We start from the raw sequence: 25,828 nt of genomic DNA, 5'->3' as shown, positions 1-25,828 counted from the left end.
TCTCATTAACGTGTACTCCAATAAAGCGCGCAGGGTCACAGAGATGGCCGCGCAAATAACCGGAGAATCCCATGCGTAACGTCAACGGAGCGATGTTGCTCCGATTCCACAAGTGTTCCCTCGCCGTCGCCGCTTTGTTAGGTGTTGGCTTCGCGCAAAACGCGCTGGCGCAATCCACCGGCACCGACGCGATCGAAGAGAGCATGGAGGAAGTGGTGGTGAGCGCGACCCGCGTTCGCAGCATCGGCCTCGTCGGCGAACAAACCGCGCCGAAGTCGAGGATCACGTTGAGCGGCGACTTCCTGGAATCCCAGACTCCGGGCAACACCCTGTTCCAGGCGCTCAACCAGTTGCCGGGCGTCAATTTCGCCAACAACGATCCATACGGCAATTCCGGCGGCAACCTGCGCCTGCGCAGCTTCGACGGCTCGCGCGTGTCGGTCACGTTCGACGGCGTGCCGCTCAACGATTCCGGCAACTACGCGCTGTATACGAACCAGCAGCTCGATCCCGAGCTCGTCGATCGCGTGGACGTAAACCTCGGCACCACCGACGTCGACAGCCCCACCGCCTCGGCCACCGGCGGCACGATCGCCTACCGCACGCGCAAGCCGAGCGACGAAATGGGCGGCCAGGCCACATTGTCGGGGGGCGACTTCAACTACAAGCGCATTTTCGGCCGCTTCGACACCGGGCAGTTCGGTCCGATGGGCACGAAGGCGTTCGTCGCCGCGTCGTACACCGACTACGACAAGTTCAAGGGGCCGGGCACGCTCGAGAAGAAGCAGTTCAACGCCGGTGTGCGCCAGGATTTCGACGACGGCAGCTTCGTCAATGTGTACTTCCACTACAACGAAAACCGGAACGCGTTCTATCGCACGACCAGCGCCGCAAATTTCGCGCAGTATGGATACGATTACGACAACGTTGCGACCTGCACGCGCGACGCGCCGACTGCAGGCGTAGCCGACAACGACAACGACTCCTCGATCGCGCCCACCACTCCGGACCTTCTGAACAGCGACAACCCGCTGAATCCGTCGAGTTGTGCCAACTTTTACGGGGTGCGCATCAACCCTTCGGATACCGGCAACATCCGCGTGCAGTCGCTGTGGAATCTCACCGACAGTCTCAAGCTCACGTTCGACCCGTCGTGGCAGTACACCATGGCGAACGGCGGCGGTTCGACGGTACTCGCGGAAACTCCCGCGGCGACGGCGGTGGACAAACGCGCGCTGGGTGCGCGCACCGACATCGCCGGATTCGATCTGAACGGCGACGGCGATGCCCTCGACCAAGTGCGTTTCTATTCGCCCAACACGACGAACACGCGCCGCTGGGGCGCCACTGCCTCACTCATCTGGGACATCAACGACGACAACCGCGTTCGCTTCGCTTACACGTGGGATCGCGCGCGCCATCGGCAGACGGCGCAATGGGGCTACATCGAAGGAAACGGGGTCGAAGACGTATTCGCGGGTCGCACGGGCGAGCGTGTCTACGCGGCCGACGGTGAGATCATCCGCGGGCGCGACCGTTTCTCCATCGCCGAGCTCAAGCAGTACGCGCTCGAGTACCGTGGGCAGTTCCTGGACGACAGGTTCACCGCCACGGTCGGTCTCCGTGCGCCCTACTTCACGCGCGAGCTCAACCAGTATTGCTACACGCCGAACGGCGGCAACGGCAATTCGGGCACCATTACGAGCGGCGGGCTGTACTGCACGGCGCGGGCGCCAGTACAGACCTTCGCAAACGGCAATGTCGGCTTCGTGCCAGGCGCGACGGCGCAGCAGTTCATCGCGCCCTACAGCAAGGAAGTGAAATTCGACGACATCCTGCCGAACCTCGGCCTGTCATTCGAACCCTGGGACAAGCACCAGTTCTACCTGTCCTATGCACAGGGTCTGTCCGCGCCGCGCACCGACAACCTGTACTCCGCGATCCGCCTGGCCGACGGCAGCGTCGGCCAGCCGATTCCCGAATCCGAAACCACGAAGTCGATCGACCTCGGCTGGCGCCTGAACGGCCAGAACGTGCGGGCATCCGTGGCCCTGTGGCAGACCGACTACACCGATCGGATCGTGGCGTCGTTCGATCCGGACCTCGGGTTCAGCGTCGATCGCAACGTCGGCGACGTGGATCTCTACGGCGTGGACGCCCAACTCGGTGTGCAGCTCGGTCCCAAGGTGGCATTGAGCGCTTCGGCGTCCTTCATGAGCAGCGAACTGCAGGAGAACATCATCCAGAGCGTCAACCCGATGACGGGTGAAATTCTCTATCTACCGCTCAAGGGCAAGGAACTGGTGGAAACGCCGGAGTGGACGCTTGCGTTGCGCGGCGACTTCGAAATCCTCGAGGGCTGGCATGCGGGCATCCAGGGCAAGTGGGCCGACGACCGCTTCTCGACCGACCTCAATGACGAAATCTCGCCCGGATACACCGTCGTCGATCTCGACACCGACTACAAGTTCAGCATCCCGGGCTTCGAATCGGCGCAGATCCAGTTGACCATCTCGAACCTCTTGGACGAGAAATACTTCGGCACGATCAGCTCGGGCGTCGGCGGCATTCCGCCCGCGCAGATCCAGTGCCTCAGTTCCATCGATCCCGGCCTCAAGAATTGCGGCAATTCGGGCGTGGGATTCTTCGGTGTCGGCGCGCCGCGCACGGTGGTGGCAGCCTTCAAAGTCAACTTCTGACGCGCCGCGCGCGATGCGCGGCTTGCTGATAACGCTGCTGGCGGCGGGTGGTTTGCCCGCCGCCGGCGCCGCGGCTGGTTCGCCCGCGATCGTCCGCATCGCCACCTTCAACTCGAGTCTCAACCGCAGCGTCGACGGCGGCCTGCGCCACGACCTCGACACCGCCGACGACCCGCAGGCGCGCAACGTCGCCGAGATCATCCAGCGCGTGCGGCCCGACATCCTGCTGCTGCAGGAGTTCGATTTCGACGTCGATGGCGCGGCACTGCGCGACTTCCAGACCAACTACCTCGCGCATCCACAAAGCGGCACCGCCGCCATTTCCTACGAATTCAGTTTCAGTGCACCTTCGAACACCGGCGTGCGCTCGGGCTTCGACCTCGATCACGACGGCAAGGTCGGCGGTGGCGCCGATGCGCTCGGCTTCGGCGAATTCCCCGGCCAGTACGGCATGGCGCTGCTGTCGCGCTTCCCCATCGAACACGACAAGGTACGCACCTTCCGCCGTTTCCTGTGGCGCGACATGCCCGGCGCCTTGCTTCCGGACGATCCAGCGACCGCGTATCCGGCGGACTGGTATTCGCCCGAGGCGCTCGCATTGCTGCCGCTGTCCTCCAAGAGCCACTGGGATGTTCCCGTGCACATCGGCCGCGTGACGCTGCATCTGCTCGCGAGCCACCCCACTCCGCCGGCGTTCGACGGGCCGGAGGATCGCAACGGGCTGCGCAATCACGACGAGATCCGCTTCTGGAACGACTACCTGACACCGCGCGGCGCGCAGTACATCCGCGACGATCACGGACGAGGCGGCGGCTTCGCGGGAAAATCGTTCGTGATCATGGGCGACCAGAACTCGGACCCGGTGGACGGCGGCAGCCGCAGTGACGCGATCCGCGCACTGCTCGCGAACCCGCGCGTGGATTCGTCGTTCACACCGCAAAGCGCGGGCGCCATCGAAGCCTCCGCGGCCCAGCACGGCGCGAATGCCACGCAGAAAGGCGAGCCGCGTTTCGACACCGCGGATTTCAACGACCGCGTGGCCGGCAATCTGCGCGTCGACTATCTACTTCCGTCGAAGGGCCTGAAAGTGTGCGGCGGCGGCGTGTTCTGGCCGGCGCAGGCGGAGCCGGCCGCGAAACTGGTCTGGGGCGACCGGCCCCCGCCGAGCTCCGATCACCGCCTGGTGTGGATCGACGTCAGTGCAGACGGATCTCGGTGCCCACCGGGCAGTGATCCGACAACCAGTGCGTCTTCGCATCCTGGTCGTTGAACACCACACGCACGAAGGATTTCTTCAGCAGGTCTTTCGCCAGATCACGGCCGATCAGGATGTTGTCGATGAATTCCTTGTACTCGCTGTCGGTGGTGCAGGGTGAAAAGCGCGCCTGGGTGGTGACGAGCGTGAGCTTCGAGGCCGGCGGATCGCCGTCGTCGATCTCCTTGTAGACGTTGAGCTGGCGGCCCTCGGCGTCGCGCGCCGGGCCCTGCTCGATGCTGAACCGGCGGTTGAAGTCGCCTAACAAGCCGAAGCGGCGGCCGGCGCGCGCCTCGGCTTCGATCCACGCCTCGAGCGGCGCCACCTGCTTCGACAGCAGCTCGCAGTTGCGGCCCGCGGCCGTCAGCGGCCCTGCCGGGCAACCCGACTTCAGGTGCACCGACATCAGGCGGAACTCGTTGACGGTGCCGGGAAAAAACGTGACCACGACGCCGCGCCGCACGGCGTTTTCGAGCGACAGCGGTTCGTACTCCGGCTCGCAGCGATGCGGCAGGCCACGGCGGATGGCGAAGCCGTTCTTCTGAGTGTGCGCGCGTTTGCTGAAGCAGAAGTCGTAGCCCGGGAACACCAGCTCCGCCGCGTCGGGACCATCCACCTCCTGCAGCGCCACGATGTCGGCGTTGAGCTCGGCCGCGTAGCGGCGCAGGCTGGCGTAATCATCCGGCGTGCGCAGCGCGTGCCGGGTGATGGCGCAGGGCAGCGTGCGATCGTCGCCGCCGACCAGGCCGCCGTTCTCGGCGCAGGTATTGCGCAGCGCCGCGTGTGTCTCCGGAGTCACCAGGTATTCGACGTTCCAGCTGCCAATGCGCACCTTGGTTGCGCCGTCACGCCACGGTCCACCGCCCGGCAGTTCGAGCACCGCGGCTTCCGTGCGCAGGCCGGCGTACTTTTCTTCGAGCGTGTCGTAGGAGTTCGTCCAGGAGCCGTAGATAGGATTCGGCAGCAGGAACCAGTCGACGCCGAAATGCGGCTCGAGCCGTTCGCGATCGGCCACGAATGTCTGCGGATCGACGAAATCGCCGAGGTCGTCGCCCACCATCGCCACGATGCGGTAGCTGGCCGCGATGAACTTGCGGCGCGTCGACTTGCCGGAAACCCAGTCGGGCTTTTCCGCGCGCAGCAGCAGGCGCTCGGGGTCGGGTTTCGCATCGATTCCCAGCGTGATCAGGTTGCGTATCGTCGCGGTCTTCGCCGGGCACGGGTCGTCGGGCGTCGGCTGCGGGGTCGAGCAATCGCGGTTCGTGATGTAGAACACCGTGAGGCCGAGCCTGCGAGCCGCCGCGATGAATTCGCGCGCGCCCGGCAGCGCCTCCGCCTCGCCGGCGCGCACCCATTCGCCCCAGCTCGCGTTGTTGTAGGTAGTGCGGTCGCGCAGGAGGCGCGCCTGGTAGACGGTGTTGTCGAGCACCGTTTCGTCGAGGTCGAGCACGACCGCGGCCGGCAGACGCGCCAGCTGTTCCGCGGGGATACCCGCCTGCTCGAGCGCGGCACTACCCGGCGTCGGAGCGAAAAGTTTTTCCGTGGCAAGGCGATACACCTGCGCGACGATGGCGCGGTACTCGGGAGCGCGCTGCATCCACAGCGTGGAGTGCAGTTGCTCGCGGCTGGTAGCGTCGTCTGCGTTCGCCGCGCAGGCGAACAAGATGGCGAGCGAACAAAACCAGATCCGCACCATGAAACCTCCCTGCCCCGGTGAGTCCCGGCAAGGCGTGGAGTATTTCAGAATCCGCGAATTTCCTCATTCCCGGCGGATCAAGAAGTCAGTCGGCTTGCGGGGTTTGTATGCCGGAAAAGGCGGGTGGCGAGGCCTGTCCCCACTAACCCGTTTCGGCGAGGGAGTTGGAGGCTTCCCAGTTGGATTCGAGCAGGTCGAGTGGTTCGACGCGCAGGAAACGCAGCGCCTCGGCGGCGCCGCAAGGTTTCGCGAACAGGAAACCCTGGGCGAGAGTGCAACCCATGCTGCGCAGGATCTCCAGCTGCTGCCAGGTTTCGATCCCCTCGGCGACCACCTGGATGTTCAAACTTCTGGCCATGGCGACGATCGCGCTGACGATGGCGTGATCCGACGGATCGGTGGCGATGTCGCGCACGAAGCTGCGATCGATCTTGAGCGAGTCCACGCGCCAGCGTTTGAGATACGACAAGCTCGAATAACCCGTGCCGAAATCGTCGATGGCGATCTTCACGCCCAGGTCGCGCAGCGTGGCCAGCGCGTCTTCGCGGAATTCGCCGGTGCGCTTCTCGAACAACGAACCCTCCGTGAGCTCGAGCGCGATCAGCTGCGGGCCGATGCGATATCTCTCCATGGCTTGCTGGATGAGCTCGCGCAGCTTGGTGCGTTCCAGCTGCACCGCCGACACGTTCATGCTGACCGGCACCAGGTGCGAGCCCTGATCGCGCCATGCGCTGATGTCGCGGCCGATCCGGTCGAGCACGAACTGGCCGATCGGAATGATGAGGCCGGTTTCCTCGGCCACTTCGATGAAACGTTCCGGCGAAACATATCCCTGCGTGGGATGTTTCCAGCGCAGCAGCGCCTCGAGGCCTGCGACCCGGCGCGAATGGATGTCGATGATGGGCTGGTAATGCACGTCGAACTGGTTGAGCTTGAGCCCGGCGCGCAGGGAAGATTCGATCGCCACGCGCTCCTTGAGCGAGCGGTCCATCTGCAGGCTGAACACCTGGAAGGTATTCCGGCCGGCATCCTTCGCCTGGTACATCGCGGTGTCGGAATGTTTGAGCAGCTCGCCCATCGTGGCGCCGTCGCGCGGAAACATGCTGACGCCGATGCTCACCGTGGCGACCAGCGCCCGTCCGTCGATCATCACCGGCGCGCTCAGCACCTCGTTGATGCGAGTCGCGGCAATGGCCACTTCGTCCGGCGCGTTGACCTTGTGCAGCACGACGACGAATTCGTCGCCGCCCATGCGCACGACAATATCCGAGGGGCGCACCGCGGCACGCACGCGCTTGGCGATCTCCTGCAGCAGCTTGTCGCCGACTTCGTGGCCGCGCGAGTCGTTGATGTGTTTGAACCGGTCGAGGTCGAGGAACAACACCGCCAGCATCGTGCCGTTTTCCTGCGCCCGCGCGATGGCTTCGGGCAGATGTGCCTGCAGGAACAGCCGGTTCGGCAGCCCCGTCAGGTGATCGTGATTGGCGAGTTTGTCGAGCCGCTGCTGGTTGGCCAGCAACTGGCTCTGCGCTTTCTTTCGTTCGGACAGATCGCGCATCAGGTACGACACGAGGCGCCGGTCGCGCGACTCGATGGGAACGCAGCTGACTTCGACGTCCATCTGCCGGCCGTCCTTGAGCCACTGGACGAGCTCGATGCCGCGGCTGGGCTCGACGCGCGCCAGCGTCGCGATCACCGGGTCCTGCGAATCGTTGGGTCCACGCAGCACCGACAGGACCGAGCGGCCGCGCAGTTCGTCCAGCGTGAATCCGAGCTGCTCCTGCACCGCCGGATTCGCATCGACGATCTCGCCGGTGCGCGCGTCGGCTACCAGCAGGCCGTCCTGCGCCTGCTCGATGATGGCGCGGTAACGCGACTCGAGCGAGAGGCGATCGGCGTTGATGCGGCGCGAACGCGCCACCAGCAGGATGGCGACCAGCGTGAAGCCGCCGACCAGCAGGCCTAACAAGATGGTCTGGTAGAGCGTGGTGCGCGTCGCCTGGGCGAAGGCGCTGCGCGGCATTTCGAGCTCCACCAGCCACACGGGCGTGCCCACCTGGTCGCGCAGGATCAGATAGCCATTGATGGAGCTGCGCCCCGCGACGCGCGTCATGAGATTCGCGGTGAGCGGCGAACGCCGTACCCACTCGCGCACCTCCTCGGGCACGCCGGAGCGTTCCAGGTTCGCCACCGGGTAACCCACCACCGGCCAGGGCGAGAAGTGCCCGATCCGCTCGACGACGGTCGGCGAGAACGAGCGCGCGAATGCCATCCAGCCTTCCGGCTGCATGTGCGTCGTGCTCGCGAAGATGGGCCGCACCACGAACAGGGCCGGGCCGCGGGCGCGCTGCACGATGCCGCGGACGCTGTCGGCCTGACCGTTCAACCGCCCCGAGGTGACGCCCTGCTTGATGGCGGCCAGCAATTCCGGGTCGGGCGGAATCTCGTATTCCTGCATCGCCGTGTGATCGACGGCCAGCGACGCGCGCGTCTCGAGGTTGCGGTCGAGCACCAGGAAGGTGTCGACATCGAAACGCACCAGCGAACCTGCACCCACCGACAGGTGGAAATAGTCCGGCCGGTTGCCTTCGACGAATTCCGCCGTCTCGTGCCAGATGGAATAGTCGCCGACCGCGGCGAACAGGTCCTGCAGCTCGGCTTCGTAGCCGCGTTCGAGCTGGCGGCTCTGCATGTCCACGTCGCGCGATTCGATGTCCGCCACGTTCGACAACCAGCCGCGCTGCGACCAGCCGTAGAACGCCACCAGGACGATCGCGATGGCCGCGCCAATAACTGGCAGCGGCGAGCGACGCAGCACTTTGGCCTTCTGGGTGGTGGCGTTGTCGGTCATACCGTGAACTGCGTCACGTGCTCTTTCAGGGTCACTCTAAAGTGTGCCGCCCCCCGGGGGTGGGGGGCACCGAACCGCGCACAGTTCCCGCAAAAGTGCGCTCCGGCAGCGGCACCCAGTGGCGCCGAAGTCCGCCGCGGCTTCCCGGCGCGGTATGACACCGGTTACCATTGCGAAGGAACGTGGGATTTGCCGGCCGTGGATCGCGGCAGCGCCACAGGGGCGCGAAATCTCGACATTCGATTGCGGCGGTAGAGGCCGGCCCTTGAAAATGCGGCAGGCTCGAGCCGACTAACCTGGCGCTTCGCCACATCTCCCGGAGACCGTTGATGAACAAGGATCGAATGAGCGTGCTGGCCGCGATGATGGACCAGGGTGTGATCCCGGTTTTCTATCACCCCGACGCAGAGGTTTGTAAGAAGGTCATCCAGGCCTGCGCCAACGGCGGCGCGAAGTGCATCGAGTTCACCAACCGCGGCGATTTCGCCTCGCACGTGTTCTTCGAAGTCACGAAGCACTTCGACAAGGCGGATCCTTCCGTGATCATGGGTGTGGGCTCGATCGTCGATGCACCCACCGCCGGCATCTATATCGCCAATGGCGCGAAGTTCGTCGTCGGGCCGATCCTCAACGCCGACGTGGCGAAGGTGTGCAACCGGCGCTGCATCCCCTACTCGCCCGGCTGCGGCTCGGCCAGCGAGATCTCGTACGCACACGAGCTCGGCTGCGAGATCGTCAAGGTATTCCCGGGTAGTTCGGTCGGGGGACCGGAGTTCGTGAAGAACGTGCTCGGCCCGATGCCGTGGACACGCATCATGCCCACCGGCGGCGTCGAACCCACCGAGGAATCCCTGCGCAAATGGTATGGCGCGGGCATCGTCGCCTGCGGCATCGGTAGCAACCTCATCACCAAGGAACTGCTCGCGAAGGCCGACTACGCGGGCATCGAAGCGCGCGTGCGCGACACCGTAAAGCTCATCAAGACGATTCGCCAGAAATAATAGAGAGAGAAGCAAGAAGTCATGACTGACAATGTTCTAAAGGTTCGCCCGGCATCGGAAACGCGTTGGGACTGCGCCTCGTTCGGCGAGATCATGCTGCGGTTCGATCCCGGCTTCGGCCGCGTGCGCAACGCGCGCACGTTCCAGGTGTGGGAAGGCGGCGGCGAGTACAACGTCGCCCGGGCCATGCGCAAATGTTGGGGCAAACGCTCCACGGCCGTGACCGCGCTGCCCGTCAACGATCTCGGCTGGCTGGTCGAAGACCTCATGATGCAGGGCGGCGTCGACACCTCGAAGATCATCTGGCGGGACTTCGACGGCCTCGGGCGCAACACGCGCGTCGGCCTGAATTTCACCGAGAAAGGCTTCGGCATCCGCGCGGCGCTGGGCTGTTCGGATCGCGGGCATTCCGCCGCCTCGCAGATCAAGCCCGGTGAAGTGAACTGGGAAAAGTTGTTTGGTGAGGAAGGCGTTCGCTGGTTCCACACCGGCGGCATTTTTGCCGCGCTCGCGCCCAACACCTCGGAGGCGGTGATCGAAGCCGTCGAGATCGCGCGCAAGTACGGCACGATCGTTTCCTACGACCTCAACTACCGCGCTTCGCTCTGGAAGAGCCAGGGCGGCAAGGAAGGCGCGCAGAAGATCAACCGCAACATCGCCAAGTACGTCGACGTGATGATCGGCAATGAAGAAGATTTCACGGCGTGCCTCGGGTTCGAAGTGGAAGGCCTCGACGAACACATCTCGGCGATCGATCCGGCGAACTTCAAGAAGATGATCCAGACGGCGGTGAAGCAGTTCCCGAACTTCAAGGTCGCGGCGACGACGCTGCGCAACGCGAAGACGGCGACGTTCAACGACTGGTCGGCCATCCTCTATGCGGGTGGCCAGTTCTATCAGTCGATGATGCGCGAGAACCTCGAGATCTATGACCGCGTCGGCGGCGGCGATGGTTTCGCCTCAGGTCTCGCGTATGGATTCATGGAGGGCAAAGGCCCGCAGGCGGCCGTGGAATACGGCGCGGCGCATGGCGCGCTGGCCATGACGACGCCGGGCGATACGTCCATGGTGAACGTGAAGGAAGTCGAGGCCGTGATGAAGGGCAAGGGAGCGCGCGTCATCCGCTGAGACGCGCCTGCCGTTCGCAGGGCGAGTTACGCGCATAAAAAAAGGGAGGCGGTTTGCACCGCCTCCCTTTCTCACATCCAGCCCTCAGAATTGCCCGCGCAATCCGAGGATGAAGGTCCGGCCGGGCGCGTTGAACACGTACGCGCGGTTGTCGTACCCGGCGAACGTATATTCCACTTCGTCAGTCAGGTTGAGCACTTCGAAGCTCAAGGTGAGCTTCTGCCCGAACGTTTCGAAGTTCACGCTCGAGTTGAAGTCCAGGTAACCCGCCTCGGCGCGGGAGGCGGCTTCAGGCGAAGTCGAATTGCAGTTGTTGGTGCACTCCACGTAGTCGCCGCGCACGTTGTACGAAAGGCGCGTCGCGAAACGCGGCGTCTCGTAGTACACGATGGCGTTGTAGTTCTTCTTCGCGAGACCCAGGACCACGCGATCACCCGAATCGAGATACGTGTAGTTGAGGTTCACGCCAAGGCCGTTCAGGAGGAAGTCCAGGCGCTGCTGGTAGAACAGCTCCGCGCCCTGCATCTTCGTGATGCCCGGGATGTTCTGCGCCTGGTTGAACAACAACGGGGTGTCGTAACCCTGCACTTCCACCAGCGCGCGCAGCGTCGGATCCAGTCCTTCGATCGGAATACCCGCGTCGCGGAACGGCCGCACCGTGTTCGAACGCTGCGTGAAGCCATCGATGTTCTTCTGGAACAGCGTCGTCGAGAGCACGGCGCCTTCCTGGAAGTACCACTCGAGGCCCAGGTCCGCCTGCTCCGAGAAGTAAGGCTGCAGGTCCGGATTGCCCGCCGTCACGACACCGGCCGTGGACAGGCTGACGAACGGCATCATGTCGCCCGGATTCGGACGCGTCATCGTCTTCGCCAGACTGAGGCGCGAGATGAGCTTGTCCGTGATGTCGAACGCCATGTTGAACGACGGCAACGCGACGTCGTATTCGCCGTTGGTCGTGTTCGAGCCGTACTGGTCCTCACGAATGTTGAACAGGTACGGAATCTGCTGGATCGCGTTCGAGCCCGGCGGCGGGCGGGGCGTCGATTGCAACTGCACGAAGCCGGTGAGGTCCTGCTCGGTCTTCACCCAGCGGACGCCGGTGTTGAAGCGCAGACCATGACCACCCAGCTCGAGCTTCTTGTTCAGCTCGACGTACGCGGAGGTGCTCGTCTCCTTGAAGGTGCCGGAGTTCTGGTAATCCAGGTTGGCTGCCGCATCGAGCTCGGCCGGGCTCAGCATCTCGTTGAACGCGCCGAGATCGGCGACGGTCCAGCGGCGATAGCCCGGATCGGCATCGAAGAACTCGCCGAAATTCACCGGAACGACGCTCGCGAACGGCGTGATGTCCCAGGTGTTCATCGCCGCGGGGCCGGTGTAACCGAACGGAGTCAACGCGGCACCCTGGGTCACACCCACCGAAGTGCTGTACTGGTTACGCAGACGCTCGAACGTGTTGCGCACGGCGCCGAACTTGACGTTCATCTCCTCGTCACCGTAGGTGCCTTCGAGCCAGAACGTGTCGTTGGTTTCACGGCGCTTGCGCGGCTGGACGCGAACCGTGTCCATCTGCCAGTTGGCGACATCCGCAATATCCAGGACCGGATTGATCGTCGGGATGTTGTCGCCGTTGATCTCGAGATTGACCGTGCCCGGATCCGACAGGAACAGGTACGTGTTCATGCGGAAATCCCAATCCGACTTCGCCGTGTTGACCTTCGCGGTCAGCTTGAACTTGTCGGTGGCCTGCCAGTTGCCGGTGAGCGTGTAGCTCGCGAACGTGGTCGAGTTGTCGTTGTCGCGATTCTCGGACCAGAACTTGGCGTTCTCGAGCTGGCCACTGACGACGTTGTTGTGCTCGTCGAGCACGAAGTTGCGCGGCGTGATGAAACCGAAGCCGGTCGCATTGTTCGTGCCGGCGTTCGTGTTGCGCACCAGCAGGTTGTCGGTGTAGCGATCGAATGATGCGTCGAGCTTGGCGTACAAGGCATCGAACGCGAAATCGAGCTTATCGGTGGCACGGAACTGCGCCGCGAACGACGCGCCAACGCGGTCGCGATCGCCCACCTGCACCTCGGGACGGCCGAGGCGCGGTACTTGCGCATTCGCAAGCTGCGCGTTCGTGAGGCCGGACTCGTTCACGAAATTCGGATCACGCGTCGTCGCATTGTTCGGCGCGAGGGTCGGCAGGTTCCAGTCGAAGCCTGCGGAGTAACCCGCGGACGGGGCACTCGAGACTTGAGTAGTAGTACCCACCAGCGCGCCTACGCGGCCGGACGTCCAGCCCTGGGCGCTCCAGCCGTCGGTGCGGAACGTGCGCTTCGTTGCGGCGACATTGAGCAGCAGACCGAACTTGTCGTCCCAGTTCTTGCTGATCAGGAAGCTGGCGCGCGGATCGACTTCTTCGGAGCTCGATTGATACGTGCCTTCGAGCTTGTACGACACGGTGAGTCCGTCGTAGTCGAATGGGCGCGACGGGCGCAGGTTGACCGTGCCGGCCAGACCACCTTCGACGATGCTCGCCTGCGGCGACTTCGACACTTCGAGCGCCGAGAACAGATCGGAAGGCAGCAGATCGAAATCGAACTCGCGATTACGCGCGGCCTGGTCGACGCTGCCTTCGGACGAGACCGAGATCGGCATTCCATCGAGCGTGACGCGCGTGAAACTCGGGCCGAGACCGCGCAGGTTGATCTGCTGGCCTTCGCCGTTGGTGCGCGAGATCTGCACGCCCGGGATGCGGGCGATGGCTTCGGCGAGATTGTTGTCGGGCAGCTTGCCGACGTCTTCGGACGAGATGGAGTCCGTGAAATTGATCGACGCGCGTTTGACCTCGAGCGATTTCTCGAGACTGCTGCGGAAACCGGAGACCACGACCTCTTCCATCGAATCCGCATCTTCGGTTGCCGGCGCGTTCTGCGCCGCGGCACCCGCCGAGAAAAAGCCGACGGCAGCGGAACAACCCGCCAACGTCAGACGGAATAACGGTGATTTCTTACTCATGAATGTCGCCCCTCCAGGCCATTTCGTACGACGCGATGAGCGCATCGTCCCCTATTGTAGTTAGATCATCCGGCGGGCCCCCGCCCGCCGCGCTTCGAATGTGTGGCGGCGATGGTAGCGAGCACATCTCCGCCGCACAACACCTCATTCGCACAAAAATCGCTGAAAACTGTCGCGGTGTCGCTTCCGTACAACGCCTCGTGGCTGATCTCGACGCCTTCCGGGCACGACAGACTAACTACTCGCGCCAGAACACGACGGATGCAGCCGGTCTTCCAGAGCCGCCGAAGCGAATCCGGAAGTGCCGAACTGACGAAGCAGAGGGAGGCCGCGACGGACCGAAGGAGTGACGCGGCCCCCACCGCGTTGGCGACACCGTAGCAAATTGGTCAGGCCAAATGCAATAACCCCCCTGACCACTATGACCTGCTGGACAAGCCGCCAATGGCCCGACAATGCGAAATTCCACGCTTTCAGCTCTTGTTGCCCGCGGGGGGGACACGGATACTCGGCCCCATGCCTGAACCCCGCCGCCTTTACGAACAGATTTCGCAGAAGCTCGCGAAGGCGATCGCCGACGGCAAGTACGAAATCGGCCAGCGCCTGCCCTCCGAACGCGAACTTGCGCAGGCCTTCGGCGTCTCGCGCCCGACCGTGCGCGAGGCGATCATCGCGCTCGAGCTGGACGGCCTCGTGGAGGTGCGGCTCGGCTCCGGCGTTTACGTCACCAACCGGCACCCGCCGAGCGGCACCGAAGGGGCGAAGGACATCGGCCCCTTCGAACTACTCGAAGCGCGGCGCGTCATCGAGGGTGAGATCTGCGCCCTCGCCGCACTGCGAATCGACGAGGCGCAGCTCAAGGAGTTGTCAGAGCTCATCGCGGAAATGCGCGACGACAACAAGCACAATGAAATCATCATGAGCGAGGATGCGGATCGCCGCTTCCACGAGCTGATCGCCACCTCGACGCAGAACAGCGGCCTCATCGCAGCCGTGCAGATGATGTGGGACGCACGCGCCCGGTCTCCGCAGAGCCATTCGATGGACGACAAGGGGCGCGCGCGCGGGCTCAAGCCGCCGATCGAGGAACACACGGCGATCGTACGGGCATTGAAAAAGCGCGACCCCGAGGCCGCGCGTGCCGCCATGCACGAGCACATCTCGCGCGTCATCGACGACATGCTCAAGGTCACCGAGGTCAAGGAGCTCGAGCGGGCCCGGGCCGTGGCCGCCGAGAAACGGCGCCGCTATTCGTCCGTGCCGCGCAAGATCGGCGCCCGCTGATCTCGCGCTCCGGGACGTGCACATGCAACACGTCGTCGAGCCCGGCCAGTTCCCTATCTTCGCGGGCACGAACTCGGTCGAGCTCGAGCCCGCGACCTTGTGGGTTCAGGCCGTCAGCTGACGCCGTTTCGGCATGCCCGCGTAGATCAGGCCGAGGCCGATGATCACGAAGCCGCCTGCGACCACCGCGGCGCCGGCGGCGCCCGTGACCTTGACCACCTGCAGGATCAGCGTGAGGTTGTTGTATTCCCAGGCGCAGAGGATTGCACCGAACACCACCAGCGCGAGGCCGCTGAATACCAGCCCGCGGTGCGCCTTCGATTCGTCGACGTCGGTGTCGACATTGACCTGAACGAACCGGCCCTTGAACCAGAACCAGAACAACGCGAGCGCCGCCAGATGCATGCCGCCGGCCCAGACGAAGACGATCTGCTGGGTTCCGGTCCACTGCACCGCGAGCGCGGCCAGCAAGGTCATGAACATGCCGCCGATGCCACCCGCCGTCGCGCCGAGGCCGACGACCGAAGCGGCCACCTTCTGCGGAAACATGTCGGTGGCGTTCGTGAACAGGTTGGCCGACCAGGCCTGATGGCACGCAGTGGCGAGCGTGATGAATGCCACGCAGACCACGAAGCTGTCGGCGTAGTACGCGAGGATCGAGCCCGGCATGAAGATCGCGGCCAGCAACATGGTCGTCATGCGCGCCTTGCCGACCGGCCAGCCACGCTTGATCAGCGCGCCCGACAGCCAGCCGCCCAGGATCGACCCGATGCTCGAACCGGTGTAGATGAGGCCTATCCACCCCGCGCTCGCGAGCGGATTCTGGCCGCGTTCCTTTTCGAGATAGGACGGCAACCAGAACAGGAAGAACCACCACACCGGGTCGGTGATGAACTTGCCGATGATGAACGGCCAGATCTCCCGATATCGCAGCAGCGCCGTCCACGGCACCTTCACCGCTTTTTCGGTAGCGGGCTGCCCCGCCTGGATGAACTCGAGTTCCGCGGCGTTGACGCCTTTGTGCTTTTCGGGAAGGTCGAAATACTTCTGCCAGAAGATCAGCCAGACGAGGCCCATCACGCCGATGAACACGAACGCGGCCTGCCAGCCCCAGTGCGTCGCCACGTACACCGTGCCGAACGACACCATCACGCCGACGCTGGTGCCCGAATTGAAGATGCCCGTGGCGAAGGCGCGTTCCTTTTGCGGAAACCACATTCCCACCGCCTTGATCGACGCCGGGAAGTTAGCCGCTTCGGCGATGCCGAGCACGAAGCGCACGATGACGAAGCCGAGCACGGTGCCGACCAGGCCATGCGCGGCGGCGGCCAGCGACCAGAGCACCAGCGCACCGGCCAGTGCCCGCTTGACGCCGAAGCGGTCGACGAACACACCGATCAGCGAGGGGAACGCCGCGTAGGCGAACGTGAACGCGAAGGTGATCCAGCCGTAGTCGACATCGGTCCAGCCGAGCGCGCCCTGCAGCGTGGTCTTCAACACCGACAGCGAGTTGCGGTCGATGTAGTTGATGGTCGTCGAAAAGAACAACAACGCGCAGATGATCCAGCGGTAGTTGGTCGGGCGGCCCTGCGCCGGGATGCTACCGGTGTCATTCGACAAGTTGCGACTATTCATGCAGCTGACCCCTCGGGAATGCGTCGTTCAAAGTTTGTAGGCTTTTTTCGGAAATTCGTACGCGAGCTGCGGCGCGAGCACGGCCGCCTCGTCTTCCGGCAGCCGATGCTCGGCCACCAGGCGCGCGAGAAACGAGCAATCGATGCGGCGCGCCACGTCGTGGCGCGACGGAATCGACAGGAAGGCGCGCGTATCGTCGTTGAAGCCGACGGTGTTGTAGAAACCCGCGGTCTCGGTGGTTTGTTCGCGGAAACGCATCATGCCTTCCGGACTGTCATGGAACCACCAAGCGGGCCCGAGCTTGAGCGCCGGATAGTGGCCCGCCAGCGGCGCGAGCTCGCGCGCGTAGGTGCTTTCATCGAGCGTGAACACGATGATGCTGAGCGATGCGTCATTGCCGAAACGATTGAGCAGCGGCCGCAATGCGCCGACGTAATCGGTGGCCATCGGAATGTCGGCGCCGACGTTCGGTCCGAAGCGATCGAATACCGGCGCGTTGTGATTGCGCCAGGAGCCCGGGTGGATCTGCAGCACGAGTTTGTCGTCGAGGCTCATGCGCGCCATCTCGGTGAGCATCTGGCCGCGGAACAGATCCGCGTCGCCAGGGTTCTGCGCGCCTTTCACGATACGGCCGAACAGCGCCTCGGCATCCGCCGGGCTCAGGTCCGCGGTGCGCGCGGAGGGATGCCCGTGGTCGGTAGAGGTCGCGCCCATGACGGCGAAAAATGCGCGGCGCTTGCGATGCGCCGCCAGGTAACCGCGCCAGGAAAGCGCATCTTCGCCGGTGAGCTCGCTGAATTTCTTGAGGTTATCGAGGAATCCGATCGCGTCCGGATCGACCACAGGATCGGGCCGATACGCGGTGACTACGCGCCCCGACCAGCCGCTCTTGCGAATGCTGACGTGATGCGCGAGATCGTCGAGCGGAGATTCCGTGGTGGCGAGCGCCTCGATGTTGAACCGCTCGAACAACGCGCGCGGCCGGAACTCAGGCTTCTGCAGCCACTCGGCGATGCGGTCATAAGTCGCATCGGCATTTTCCGGCGTCAGCGGCACGGGAGCATCGAAAATGCTCGCCAGCACCCAGTCGAACCACATGCGCGACGGCGTGCCGCGGAACAGGTAATAGTGTTTGGCGAAGATCCGCCAGATCTTGCGTGCATCTCGTTCGGTGACGCCGCCGTCGATGCGCGCCACGCCGAAGTCTTCCAGCTTGACGCCCTGGCTGTAGAGCATGCGGAAAACATAATGGTCCGGCGTGAGCAGCAGGCTGGCCGGATCGGCGAACGGCATGTTGTCCGCGAACCACTTGGGGTCGGTATGGCCGTGGGGGCTGATGATCGGCAGGTCTTTGACGAGCTGGTACAGCGTCCGTGCGATGGCTCTCGTATTGGGATCGGCCGGAAAGAGCCGATCGGGATTGAGTTTGTCCATATTGGTAGTATTCGGGCCCCGTTGGACGGTCGGCAAATGCCGGCCGCGGCGGGCGACACTAATTCTTAATCTTTTGGGGAGCAATGGGCGTGAGCACTCAGGCCGCGAATAATTCAAACGCAGGCACGCACCGCGAACGCGAGATCGTGTCGGCGGAAGTGATCGTCACCTGCCCGGCGCGCAACTTCGTGACTTTGAAAATCGTCACGCGCTCGGGTGTTAGCGGTATCGGCGATGCGACGCTGAACGGCCGCGAACTCGCGGTTGCTTCATATCTGAAAGACCACGTGGTGCCGAATCTGATCGGCCGCGACGCGGGGCGCATAGAAGATGCCTGGCAGTTCTTCTATCGCGGCGCCTACTGGCGGCGCGGTCCCGTGACGATGACGGCGATCGCGGCGGTCGACGTCGCGTTGTGGGACATCCTCGGCAAGATGACGAATCAGCCGTTGTATCAGCTGCTCGGCGGGCGTTCGCGCGAAGGCGCGCTGGTGTATGGCCATGCGAATGGCAAGGACATCGACGAGGCCAGCGACGAAGTCGGCAAGTACATCGCGCAGGGTTACAAGGCCGTGCGCGCACAGTGCGGCGTGCCCGGCGTCAAGAAGGCGTACGGAATTTCGAATCTGAAAAACGCCTACGAACCTGCCGAGAGTGAATTGCCGGCGGAGTCGGTGTGGGCTACGCCCAAGTACCTCGCGGTCGTGCCGCAGTTGTTCGAGCGTCTGCGCAAGGATCACGGATCCGACATCGAGTTGCTGCACGACGTGCATCACCGCCTGTCGCCGATCGAAGCGGCGCGACTGGCGCGCGACCTCGAACCGTACCGGTTGTTCTGGCTGGAGGATTGCACGCCGGCGGAAAACCAGAAGAGCTTCGAGCTGGTTCGCAAACATTCGGTGACGCCGCTCGCGGTGGGCGAGATCTTCAATTCGATCTGGGACTGCAAACACCTGATCGAGAACCAGCTCATCGACTACATCCGCACCACCATCGTCCACGGCGGCGGCATCACGCATCTGCGGCGCATCGCGGATTTCGCGGCGCTGCATGGAGTGCGCACGGGATTCCACGGCGCGACCGATCTGTCGCCCGTGTGTATGGGAGCGGCGCTGCACTTCGATACCTGGGTGCCCAATTTCGGCATCCAGGAATACATGAAACATGCGGACGTCACCGACGAGGTGTTCCCGCACGACTACACGTTCCGGGAAGGCCGGCTGTACTGCGGCGAGAGCGCCGGACACGGCGTCTCGATCGACGAGAAACTGGCCGCGAAGTATCCCTACAACCCGAAACAGCTGCCGATCGCGCGTCTGGAAGACGGCACGATGTGGGACTGGTAGTTAGTGGTGCCGGGGTGCAATTCTCGTAATTGAGTCGGCGCATGCGCGTCAGTCCAACGCTGACTCAATTACGAGAATTGCACCCCGGCACCACTCAGAAGTAGCGCTCCGCGAACTCCAGGAAGGTCGGCCAGTTGGGGCCCGACGTATGTCCGCCGGCGTGCTGGCGGTAGGCGAGATCGCCCTCGTCGAGTGCGGTTTCCATCGGCGGGAATTCCGTCGTGCCGAGATCGCGCTTGCCTAACAACCGGTAAACGGGCCCGGCGGCCGCTGCGGCCATGAACATGCCCTTCGGGTCGACCCAGCCGTCGCCCTGCGCCGGGTTGCCGGCGCCGATGAAGACGGGCCGCGGCGCGCACAACGCGATCAACTCGTGCGCATCCACCGGCAGATCGTTCACCGTCAACGGGCCGGCGTACTTGATGTAGTTGCCGGCCATCCAGTGGTATTCGCCGCTGCCCGCGACGTTCTCGAGCATTTCGCCCCAGTGCCGCCGCGCGAGCGCGGCACCCCCGGCGCCCGAAGAACCGATGAACCCCACCGCGAATCGCGGCTCGTACGCGAGTGTCACGAGCGACGCCTTGCCGTAACGCGAAACCCCTTCGATCACCACGCGTTTCGCGTCGACATCCGGATTGGTCTCGAGATAGTCGAGCGCGCGCGACGCACCCCAGGCCCACGCCTTGAGCGCGCCCCAGTCGTCGACCTTGCGCGGCTGGCCCTTGTTGACGAGTCCGATGATGCCGCGCGTGAGCCCCGCGCCGTTGTCGGCCTGGATGCTGGAGGGCGAGAGGATCGCGTACCCCCAGCCGCGCGCGATGACCTGTTCCTGCCAGGTCGGCGACGGCTGCGGCGGAATACGCGCCGCCCACTCGACCGGGAAGAATTCCATGATCACCGGCCGGTTCTTCGCGCCGGCCACGGTAGTTAGCGTGAGATCGATGTCGACCGCGATCGCCGGGTAGCTGCTGTTGTCGACGTGTCCGATGAGCTTGCGCACCACGACCGCGGCACCGCCGACGGTTTCGTTGGTGGTCGACTTCACTTCCCAGCTCACGGACGGGGTGCGCCGCGGCGTGCGCCCGTAGATCTCGCGATCGAACAGTTCCACCAGCTCCGGGCGCCGGCGCCGCGTCCAGTCGCGCGCGGTCAGGACCGGCTTGCCGTTCGCCATCACGAGCGGGTCCGGCAGCACCGGGTAGGGATTGGCCTTCGACTCATCGTAGTTGGCTGCATTGGGCGCATTCGGATCGCGCCCGTTGGCGCCCTGGCGGATCTCCTTGATGCCGAGTTTTTCCAGCATCAGCTTGTGATCCTGCTCGGCGGTCAGGACCAGAGGCGTGGGGTCGGCCGCGCGCGCCAGCGAGGCGCAGGACATCATTCCGCAGATCAGCCATGCAGCACGCATCTTCTTTCCCTCTCGATTGTTCAGCCGCGCCCGGGCGCGTATGGAAACTTCAACGACTGGTAGTACTCGAGCGGATGCGCCGGCGCGGCCACTCCCGCCGGCAGTGGCCGCCGCGACAACGACTGGAAGTACGCGATGCAGGCATCGCGCCACCATTTCGCTTCCTGCTCCTGGATCGCGAGGAACGCCGCCACCTGGGCGTATCGTTCCGCATCGACCCGCCCCTGCTGCGCTGCCCAGGTGCCGCGCATCTGACTAACTACTTCGACGCCGTGCGTGTAATGCAGCACCAGTTCGTCCCAGAGCGGGCGGCCGGAAGTCATCCGGTAGTCCCACGGCACGTGGTGGAACCACAGCAGCAGGTTCTCCGGCGTCTTCTTCAGATCCGAGAACCGCGCCGCGGCTTTGGGCGAATACTGGCCCGTGGCATCGCTGCCCTTGGGTCCGCGTTCGAAGCCGATGCCGTTCGCATCGGCTCGATGGTAGTAAGTCGGGTTCCAGTCGGCGCGCGACAGATTGCTCACCCAGGGCCCCGGGCCGTAGTGATGCCCCGTGTCCATCAGGTGATGCAGCCCGAGCGGAGTCATGTAGTCGACCACCGCTTCGCGCGAGCCCATCATCATCGCCAGCACCGGCTGCACGAACTGCGCATCGTTCGAGAACGTCATGCGCAGCCACTCTTCGGCGACGTCCCGTGAATTCGCCTCTGGATCCCATGCGAAACGCCCGAAGGCATACCAGTTCGCCTGATCGAAATGCGAACCGCTCCAGTTGCGGTCGGCGCCGATATTGGCGACGCCCGCCATGCCGGTGAGTTTGTAACCGTGCAACTGGCCGTCGATCACCTTCGCGACCGTCGAGCCTTTGCCCCTGACGAGGGTGTCCGATTCGAGCGCTTCCTCGAACAAGGGCCCTAGATAGGCAAGATGCGTGGCGAAGCCCAGGTATTCCTTGGTGATCTGGAACTCCATCATCAGCGGCGTCTTCGGCATCGCGCCGAACAGGGGATGGAAAGGTTCACGCGGCTGGAAATCGATCGGTCCGTTCTTGACCTGCACGAGCACGTTGGTGGCGAACTTCCCGTCGAGCGGCACGAACTCGTCGTAGGCCTGCTTCGCCCGGTCGGTCGGCGTCTCGTTCGAATAGACGAACGCGCGCCACATCACGATGCCGTCATGCGGCGCCAGCGCTTCGGCCAGCATGTTGGCGCCATCGGCATGGGTGCGTTTGTAGTCCTGCGGACCCGGCTGCCCTTCCGAATTGGCCTTCACGAGGAAACCGCCGAAGTCCGGTATGTACCGGTAGATCTCGTCGACCTTGTCCTTCCACCAGGCGCGTACCGAAGGATCGAGCGGGTCCGCGGTCTTCAAACCACCGAGCTCGATGGGTGCGCTGAAGCGCGCCGTCAGATACACGCGCACGCCGTAAGGGCGCATGACGCCGGCGAGCGCGGCGGCTTTTTCTAGATAGGCGGGCGTGAGACTGGTCGCATTTGCATTGACGTTCGTCAACACGCTGCCATTGATACCCACCGACGCGCAGGCGCGCGCGTAGTCGGTGTAACGCGGGTCGAGCCACAGCGGCAGTTTGTGCCAGTCCCAGATGGACTGACCGGCGTATCCACGCTCGACATGACCGTCGAGATTGTCCCAGTGGTTGAGCACCCGGATCTGCGTGCGCGGCCGCGAGACGATGTCGAGCGCCTGCAGCGGCGCGCGCGTCTGAATGAGTCGCAGGAAATGGAAGGCGCCGTAGAGCACGCCCACGTCGCTGTTCGCGGCAATCACGGTGGCGGCCCGGCCATTCACCGCAATGCTGCGAATCACGTATCCCTCGGGACCCGCCCTGACGAGATCGAGTGGCAGCGCGGCAATCGCGGGCGAACTGCGCGGTGTGCCGAACAGCAGGGCACCGTCCCGCTGCGCTGCCGCGACCACCGGAATGGCAGCGCCGGATGATCCGCTCAACCCGCGCAAAAGCTCGCGTTCGGCGGCCGCCAGCGTGGGTGTCCCGGAGCCGGAGACGAGCTCCCGGACGGTGGTCGCGAATTCCGGGTACGCCGCGGCGTCGGCCGCGCGATAACGCAGCCATAAGTCATATCCGTCCTCTGCCGAAACCGGCATCGGCAGCGCGAAAGCCGCGAGGCAAACCAACAACAAGCGGTGCTTCATGGGGACATTGGGCTTCGATGACGCGTAGAATCCATTGTCATCGCTAATGCAAGCGTTGCGCCAGTATTCGGGCAGCCGCGGGGGGATTGATTGAGCGAATCAGGTGATCGCACCAACGACGGCCCACCGCGTCTTGCAGAAAGGACCGGCCGTCGCAAGGGCGGCGCAGTCACCATTCACGAAGTTGCACGTCACGCTGGCGTTTCGCCGATGACGGTGTCGCGCGTCATCAATGGCGAAAGCAACGTGCGCGATTCGACCCGCGAGACCGTGATGGCCGCGGTCCGCGAGCTCAACTACCGGCCGAATCCGGCGGCGCGCGTACTCGCCGGTGCGCGCGATACACGTATCGCGTTGATCTATTCCAATCCCAGCGCCTCCTATCTGAGCGAAATGCTGGTCGGCGCGCTCGATGGCTCCCATCGCACGGCGGCCCAGCTGGTGCTCGATCGCTGGGACAATCTCAAACCCGCGCAGGAAAAGGCCGCGGCGCAGCGCCTTTCCGAGGGCATCGCCGGCGTGATCCTGCCGCCGCCGCTGTGTGAATCGAAGGCGATCGCCGCCGCGTTCGCCGCCGAAGGCGTGCCCGCGGTCGCCCTAGCTACCGGCAAGGCGCGCGAAGACGTTTCCTGCGTGCGCATCGACGACTTCAATGCCGCACGCGAAATGACGGCGCACCTGATCGCGCATGGCCACACGCGCATCGCCTTCATCGTCGGGCAACCTGCCCAGACCGCGAGCGGACAACGGCAGGCCGGTTTCGAGGCCGCCATGGAGGAAGCCGGTTACGAAGTCGATCCCACGCTCGTCGTGCAGGGTTTCTTCTCGTACAAGTCCGGTCTCGAGGCGGCGGAGAAGCTGCTGGCGCGCAAGCGTATGCCGACCGCCATCTTCGCCAGCAACGATGACATGGCCGCCGCCGCCATCTCGGTTGCGCACCGGCGCGGCCTCGACGTCCCGCGCGATCTGTCGGTGGTCGGTTTCGACGACACGCCGATCGCGACCACGGTCTGGCCCGAAATGACGACGATCCGCCAGCCCATCGCGGCCATGGCCGAGGCGGCGATCAACCTGCTGCTGCACAAGATCCGGCGGCCGAAAGACCGCCACATCAACGTGGCGGTCGATCACCTCGTGCCCTATGTTCTGGTGAAGAGAGACTCTGTCGCACCGCCGCGAAAACCCTGAGCGATCTGGCAGGTTTCCCGGGCCATTGCCCGGGCGTAACTTGCTATCTGATACCGCTATCACTACGCTTCCGCGACCGCTGAACGGGGGGCGCGTGACGCGCACGCCAGCGGGGTCGAAAAACATAATCCAGTCAAGGAGATAGCGCGTGTCTCAAGCCTCAGGTACGACCCCGGGTGCAAGCACCCACACGGGTCTTCTCATCACCCTCACGATCATCGCTGCACTGGGCGGCCTCCTCTTCGGATACGACACCGCCGTGATCTCCGGCGCGACGGATTCGATCAAGGCGAATTTCGTCGCTCCGCTCGGTCTCGCCGAGAGCGCGCGCATCAGCCTCGAAGGCTGGACCATCTCCTGCGCGCTCGCGGGCTGCATCATCGGCGGCGCGCTCGGTGGCGTCATCGCCAGCTGGCTCGGCCGCCGCGGCGGCCTCATCGTCGCCGGCGCATTGTTCTTCATGTCGTCGCTGGGTTCGGCCTGGCCGGAGTCGGCCATCGGTACGGTCGGTTCCCTGCTGACGCCGCTCATCGACCTCATCGCGATGCTCCTCAACCCCTTCGGCGCCGAGCTGCCTAACTACACCTTCGGTGAGGTGATCACCAACTTCACCGGCCACCGCATCTTCGGCGGCATCGGCATTGGCCTGGCGTCGATGCTCGCGCCGATGTACATCGCGGAGATCGCCCCGCCGTCCAAGCGCGGCGCGCTCGTCACCTACCAGCAGATCGCGATCGTCAGCGGCATCTCGCTGGTGTACTTCGTGAACTGGGGCATCGCCTCGCTCGGCGACGCGACCTGGCTGCATGACAAGGGCTGGCGCTGGATGCTGGCCTCGTGCGCGATCCCGGCCGGCCTGTTCGTGCTGCTGCTGCTGTTCGTTCCGGAGACGCCGCGCGGCCTCATGCTCAAGGGCAAGAACGCGAAGGCGCTCGAGGTGCTGAACAAACTCGCGAGCCCCGAAGAAGCCAAGATCGTGCTCGCCGAGATCGACGCCTCGCTCAAGGAAACCAGCGGCAAGTTGTTCGCGTACGGCGGGTTGCTCGTGTTCGTCGGCATCATGTTGTCGCTGTTCCAGCAGTTCGTCGGCATCAACGCGGTGCTCTACTACGGCCCGCAGATGTTCAAGAACATGGGCTTCGAGGCGAACGCATCGCTCATGCAGACCGTCATCATGGGCATCGTCATGGTGGTGTTCACGCTGGTCGCGACCGCCACCGTCGACAAGTGGGGCCGCAAGCCACTCTTGATCCTCGGCGCGTTGATCATGGCGGTGTCGATGATCGCGCTCGGCTTCCTGTTCTACTCGGGCCACGTCGGCCTCGCCGCGCTGATCGTGGTCTGCATCTACATCGCGGGCTTCTCGTTGTCGTGGGGTCCGGTCGTCTGGGTGCTGCTCGCGGAGATCTTCCCGAACAACATCCGCAACAAGGCCATGGCGCTGGCGGTTGCCGCGCAGTGGCTGGCGAACCTGTTCGTGTCGTGGACGTTCAACATTCTCGACAGCCACTCGGGCCTGACCGCGACGTTCAACCACGGTTTTGCCTACTGGTTGTATGGCGGCGCGAGCCTGGTGGCCGCGGCGTTCGTCTGGAAGTTCGTGCCGGAGACCAAGGGCCGCACGCTCGAGACCATGCAGCATTTGTGGAAAAAGGCGCCCGCTTCGGCTGGCTAACTGTCAATGGCCGGGCCCGCGGCCCCACGCTTGTGGCCGCGGGCTCGCCTTCAATCT

General features: G+C 64.3%; 15 protein-coding genes. 8 read left to right on the top strand and 7 right to left on the bottom strand.

Features of this window, described 5'->3' with window-relative positions:
- The first annotated feature begins 71 nt into the window (after positions 1-71).
- Positions 72-2,699 carry a TonB-dependent receptor gene (locus tag WDO72_14290; GenBank protein MEJ0086847.1) on the top strand — a complete coding sequence of 876 codons (2,628 nt, stop codon included), beginning with the start codon at positions 72-74 and terminating at the stop codon, positions 2,697-2,699.
- A 13-nt stretch (positions 2,700-2,712) separates the two neighbouring features.
- Positions 2,713-3,969, top strand: coding sequence for an endonuclease/exonuclease/phosphatase family protein (locus WDO72_14285; protein ID MEJ0086846.1), 1,257 nt, complete (start codon positions 2,713-2,715; stop codon positions 3,967-3,969).
- Here the strand turns inward: WDO72_14285 and WDO72_14280 are convergent.
- A complete protein-coding gene (locus WDO72_14280; GenBank protein MEJ0086845.1) occupies positions 3,896-5,650 on the bottom strand; it encodes an HAD family acid phosphatase in 1,755 nt (584 codons plus the stop codon). The two genes, WDO72_14285 and WDO72_14280, sit on opposite strands and share 74 nt — an antisense overlap.
- Before the next feature lie 142 nt (positions 5,651-5,792).
- A complete protein-coding gene (locus WDO72_14275) occupies positions 5,793-8,501 on the bottom strand; it encodes an EAL domain-containing protein (GenBank protein ID MEJ0086844.1) in 2,709 nt (902 codons plus the stop codon).
- 329 nt (positions 8,502-8,830) lie between these two features.
- Between WDO72_14275 and WDO72_14270 the strand changes: the two genes are divergently transcribed.
- The gene (locus WDO72_14270) at positions 8,831-9,502 is read left to right on the top strand and encodes a bifunctional 4-hydroxy-2-oxoglutarate aldolase/2-dehydro-3-deoxy-phosphogluconate aldolase (protein ID MEJ0086843.1); all 672 of its coding nucleotides are present in this window, start codon (positions 8,831-8,833) and stop codon (positions 9,500-9,502) included.
- A 21-nt stretch (positions 9,503-9,523) separates the two neighbouring features.
- On the top strand, positions 9,524-10,630 hold the full coding sequence (locus tag WDO72_14265; protein MEJ0086842.1) for a sugar kinase: 1,107 nt from the start codon (positions 9,524-9,526) through the stop codon (positions 10,628-10,630).
- 84 nt (positions 10,631-10,714) lie between these two features.
- Here the strand turns inward: WDO72_14265 and WDO72_14260 are convergent, their stop codons facing one another.
- Positions 10,715-13,630, bottom strand: coding sequence for a TonB-dependent receptor (locus tag WDO72_14260; protein ID MEJ0086841.1), 2,916 nt, complete (start codon positions 13,628-13,630; stop codon positions 10,715-10,717).
- Positions 13,631-14,146: 516 nt separating this feature from the next.
- On the opposite strand from WDO72_14260, the gene WDO72_14255 reads away from it, so the two are divergent.
- Positions 14,147-14,914 carry a FadR/GntR family transcriptional regulator gene (locus tag WDO72_14255; protein ID MEJ0086840.1) on the top strand — a complete coding sequence of 256 codons (768 nt, stop codon included), beginning with the start codon at positions 14,147-14,149 and terminating at the stop codon, positions 14,912-14,914.
- A 105-nt stretch (positions 14,915-15,019) separates the two neighbouring features.
- Here WDO72_14255 and WDO72_14250 read toward each other — a convergent pair whose 3' ends face one another.
- Complete coding sequence (locus WDO72_14250; GenBank protein MEJ0086839.1) at positions 15,020-16,549, bottom strand: MFS transporter; 1,530 nt, start codon at positions 16,547-16,549, stop codon at positions 15,020-15,022.
- Positions 16,550-16,576: 27 nt separating this feature from the next.
- Positions 16,577-17,983: a glucuronate isomerase gene (uxaC, locus tag WDO72_14245; GenBank protein ID MEJ0086838.1), complete on the bottom strand. Its 1,407-nt coding sequence runs from the start codon at positions 17,981-17,983 to the stop codon at positions 16,577-16,579.
- Between the two features lie 89 nt (positions 17,984-18,072).
- Here uxaC and manD point away from each other — a divergent pair, with 89 nt between their 5' ends.
- Positions 18,073-19,329 carry a D-mannonate dehydratase ManD gene (gene manD, locus WDO72_14240; protein ID MEJ0086837.1) on the top strand — a complete coding sequence of 419 codons (1,257 nt, stop codon included), beginning with the start codon at positions 18,073-18,075 and terminating at the stop codon, positions 19,327-19,329.
- A 94-nt stretch (positions 19,330-19,423) separates the two neighbouring features.
- Here the strand turns inward: manD and WDO72_14235 are convergent, their stop codons facing one another.
- Together WDO72_14235 and WDO72_14230 are read right to left on the bottom strand one after the other, a co-directional pair.
- Positions 19,424-20,737, bottom strand: a complete 1,314-nt coding sequence (locus WDO72_14235; protein ID MEJ0086836.1) for an acetylxylan esterase — start codon at positions 20,735-20,737, stop codon at positions 19,424-19,426.
- A 20-nt stretch (positions 20,738-20,757) separates the two neighbouring features.
- The gene (locus WDO72_14230) at positions 20,758-22,908 is read right to left on the bottom strand and encodes an alpha-glucuronidase family glycosyl hydrolase (GenBank protein MEJ0086835.1); all 2,151 of its coding nucleotides are present in this window, start codon (positions 22,906-22,908) and stop codon (positions 20,758-20,760) included.
- A 90-nt stretch (positions 22,909-22,998) separates the two neighbouring features.
- On the opposite strand from WDO72_14230, the gene WDO72_14225 reads away from it, so the two are divergent.
- The gene (locus tag WDO72_14225) at positions 22,999-24,096 is read left to right on the top strand and encodes a LacI family DNA-binding transcriptional regulator (protein MEJ0086834.1); all 1,098 of its coding nucleotides are present in this window, start codon (positions 22,999-23,001) and stop codon (positions 24,094-24,096) included.
- A 148-nt stretch (positions 24,097-24,244) separates the two neighbouring features.
- Entirely contained in the window at positions 24,245-25,771 is a 1,527-nt protein-coding gene (gene xylE, locus WDO72_14220; protein MEJ0086833.1) for a D-xylose transporter XylE, read from the top strand.
- Positions 25,772-25,828: the final 57 nt, after the last annotated feature.

It is taken from the genome of Pseudomonadota bacterium (genome assembly GCA_037200975.1).
Classification (GTDB): domain Bacteria; phylum Pseudomonadota; class Gammaproteobacteria; order Steroidobacterales; family Steroidobacteraceae; genus CADEED01.
The sequence above is the reverse complement of the archived record's forward strand: the minus strand, read 5'-3'. Positions and strand labels throughout refer to the sequence as shown.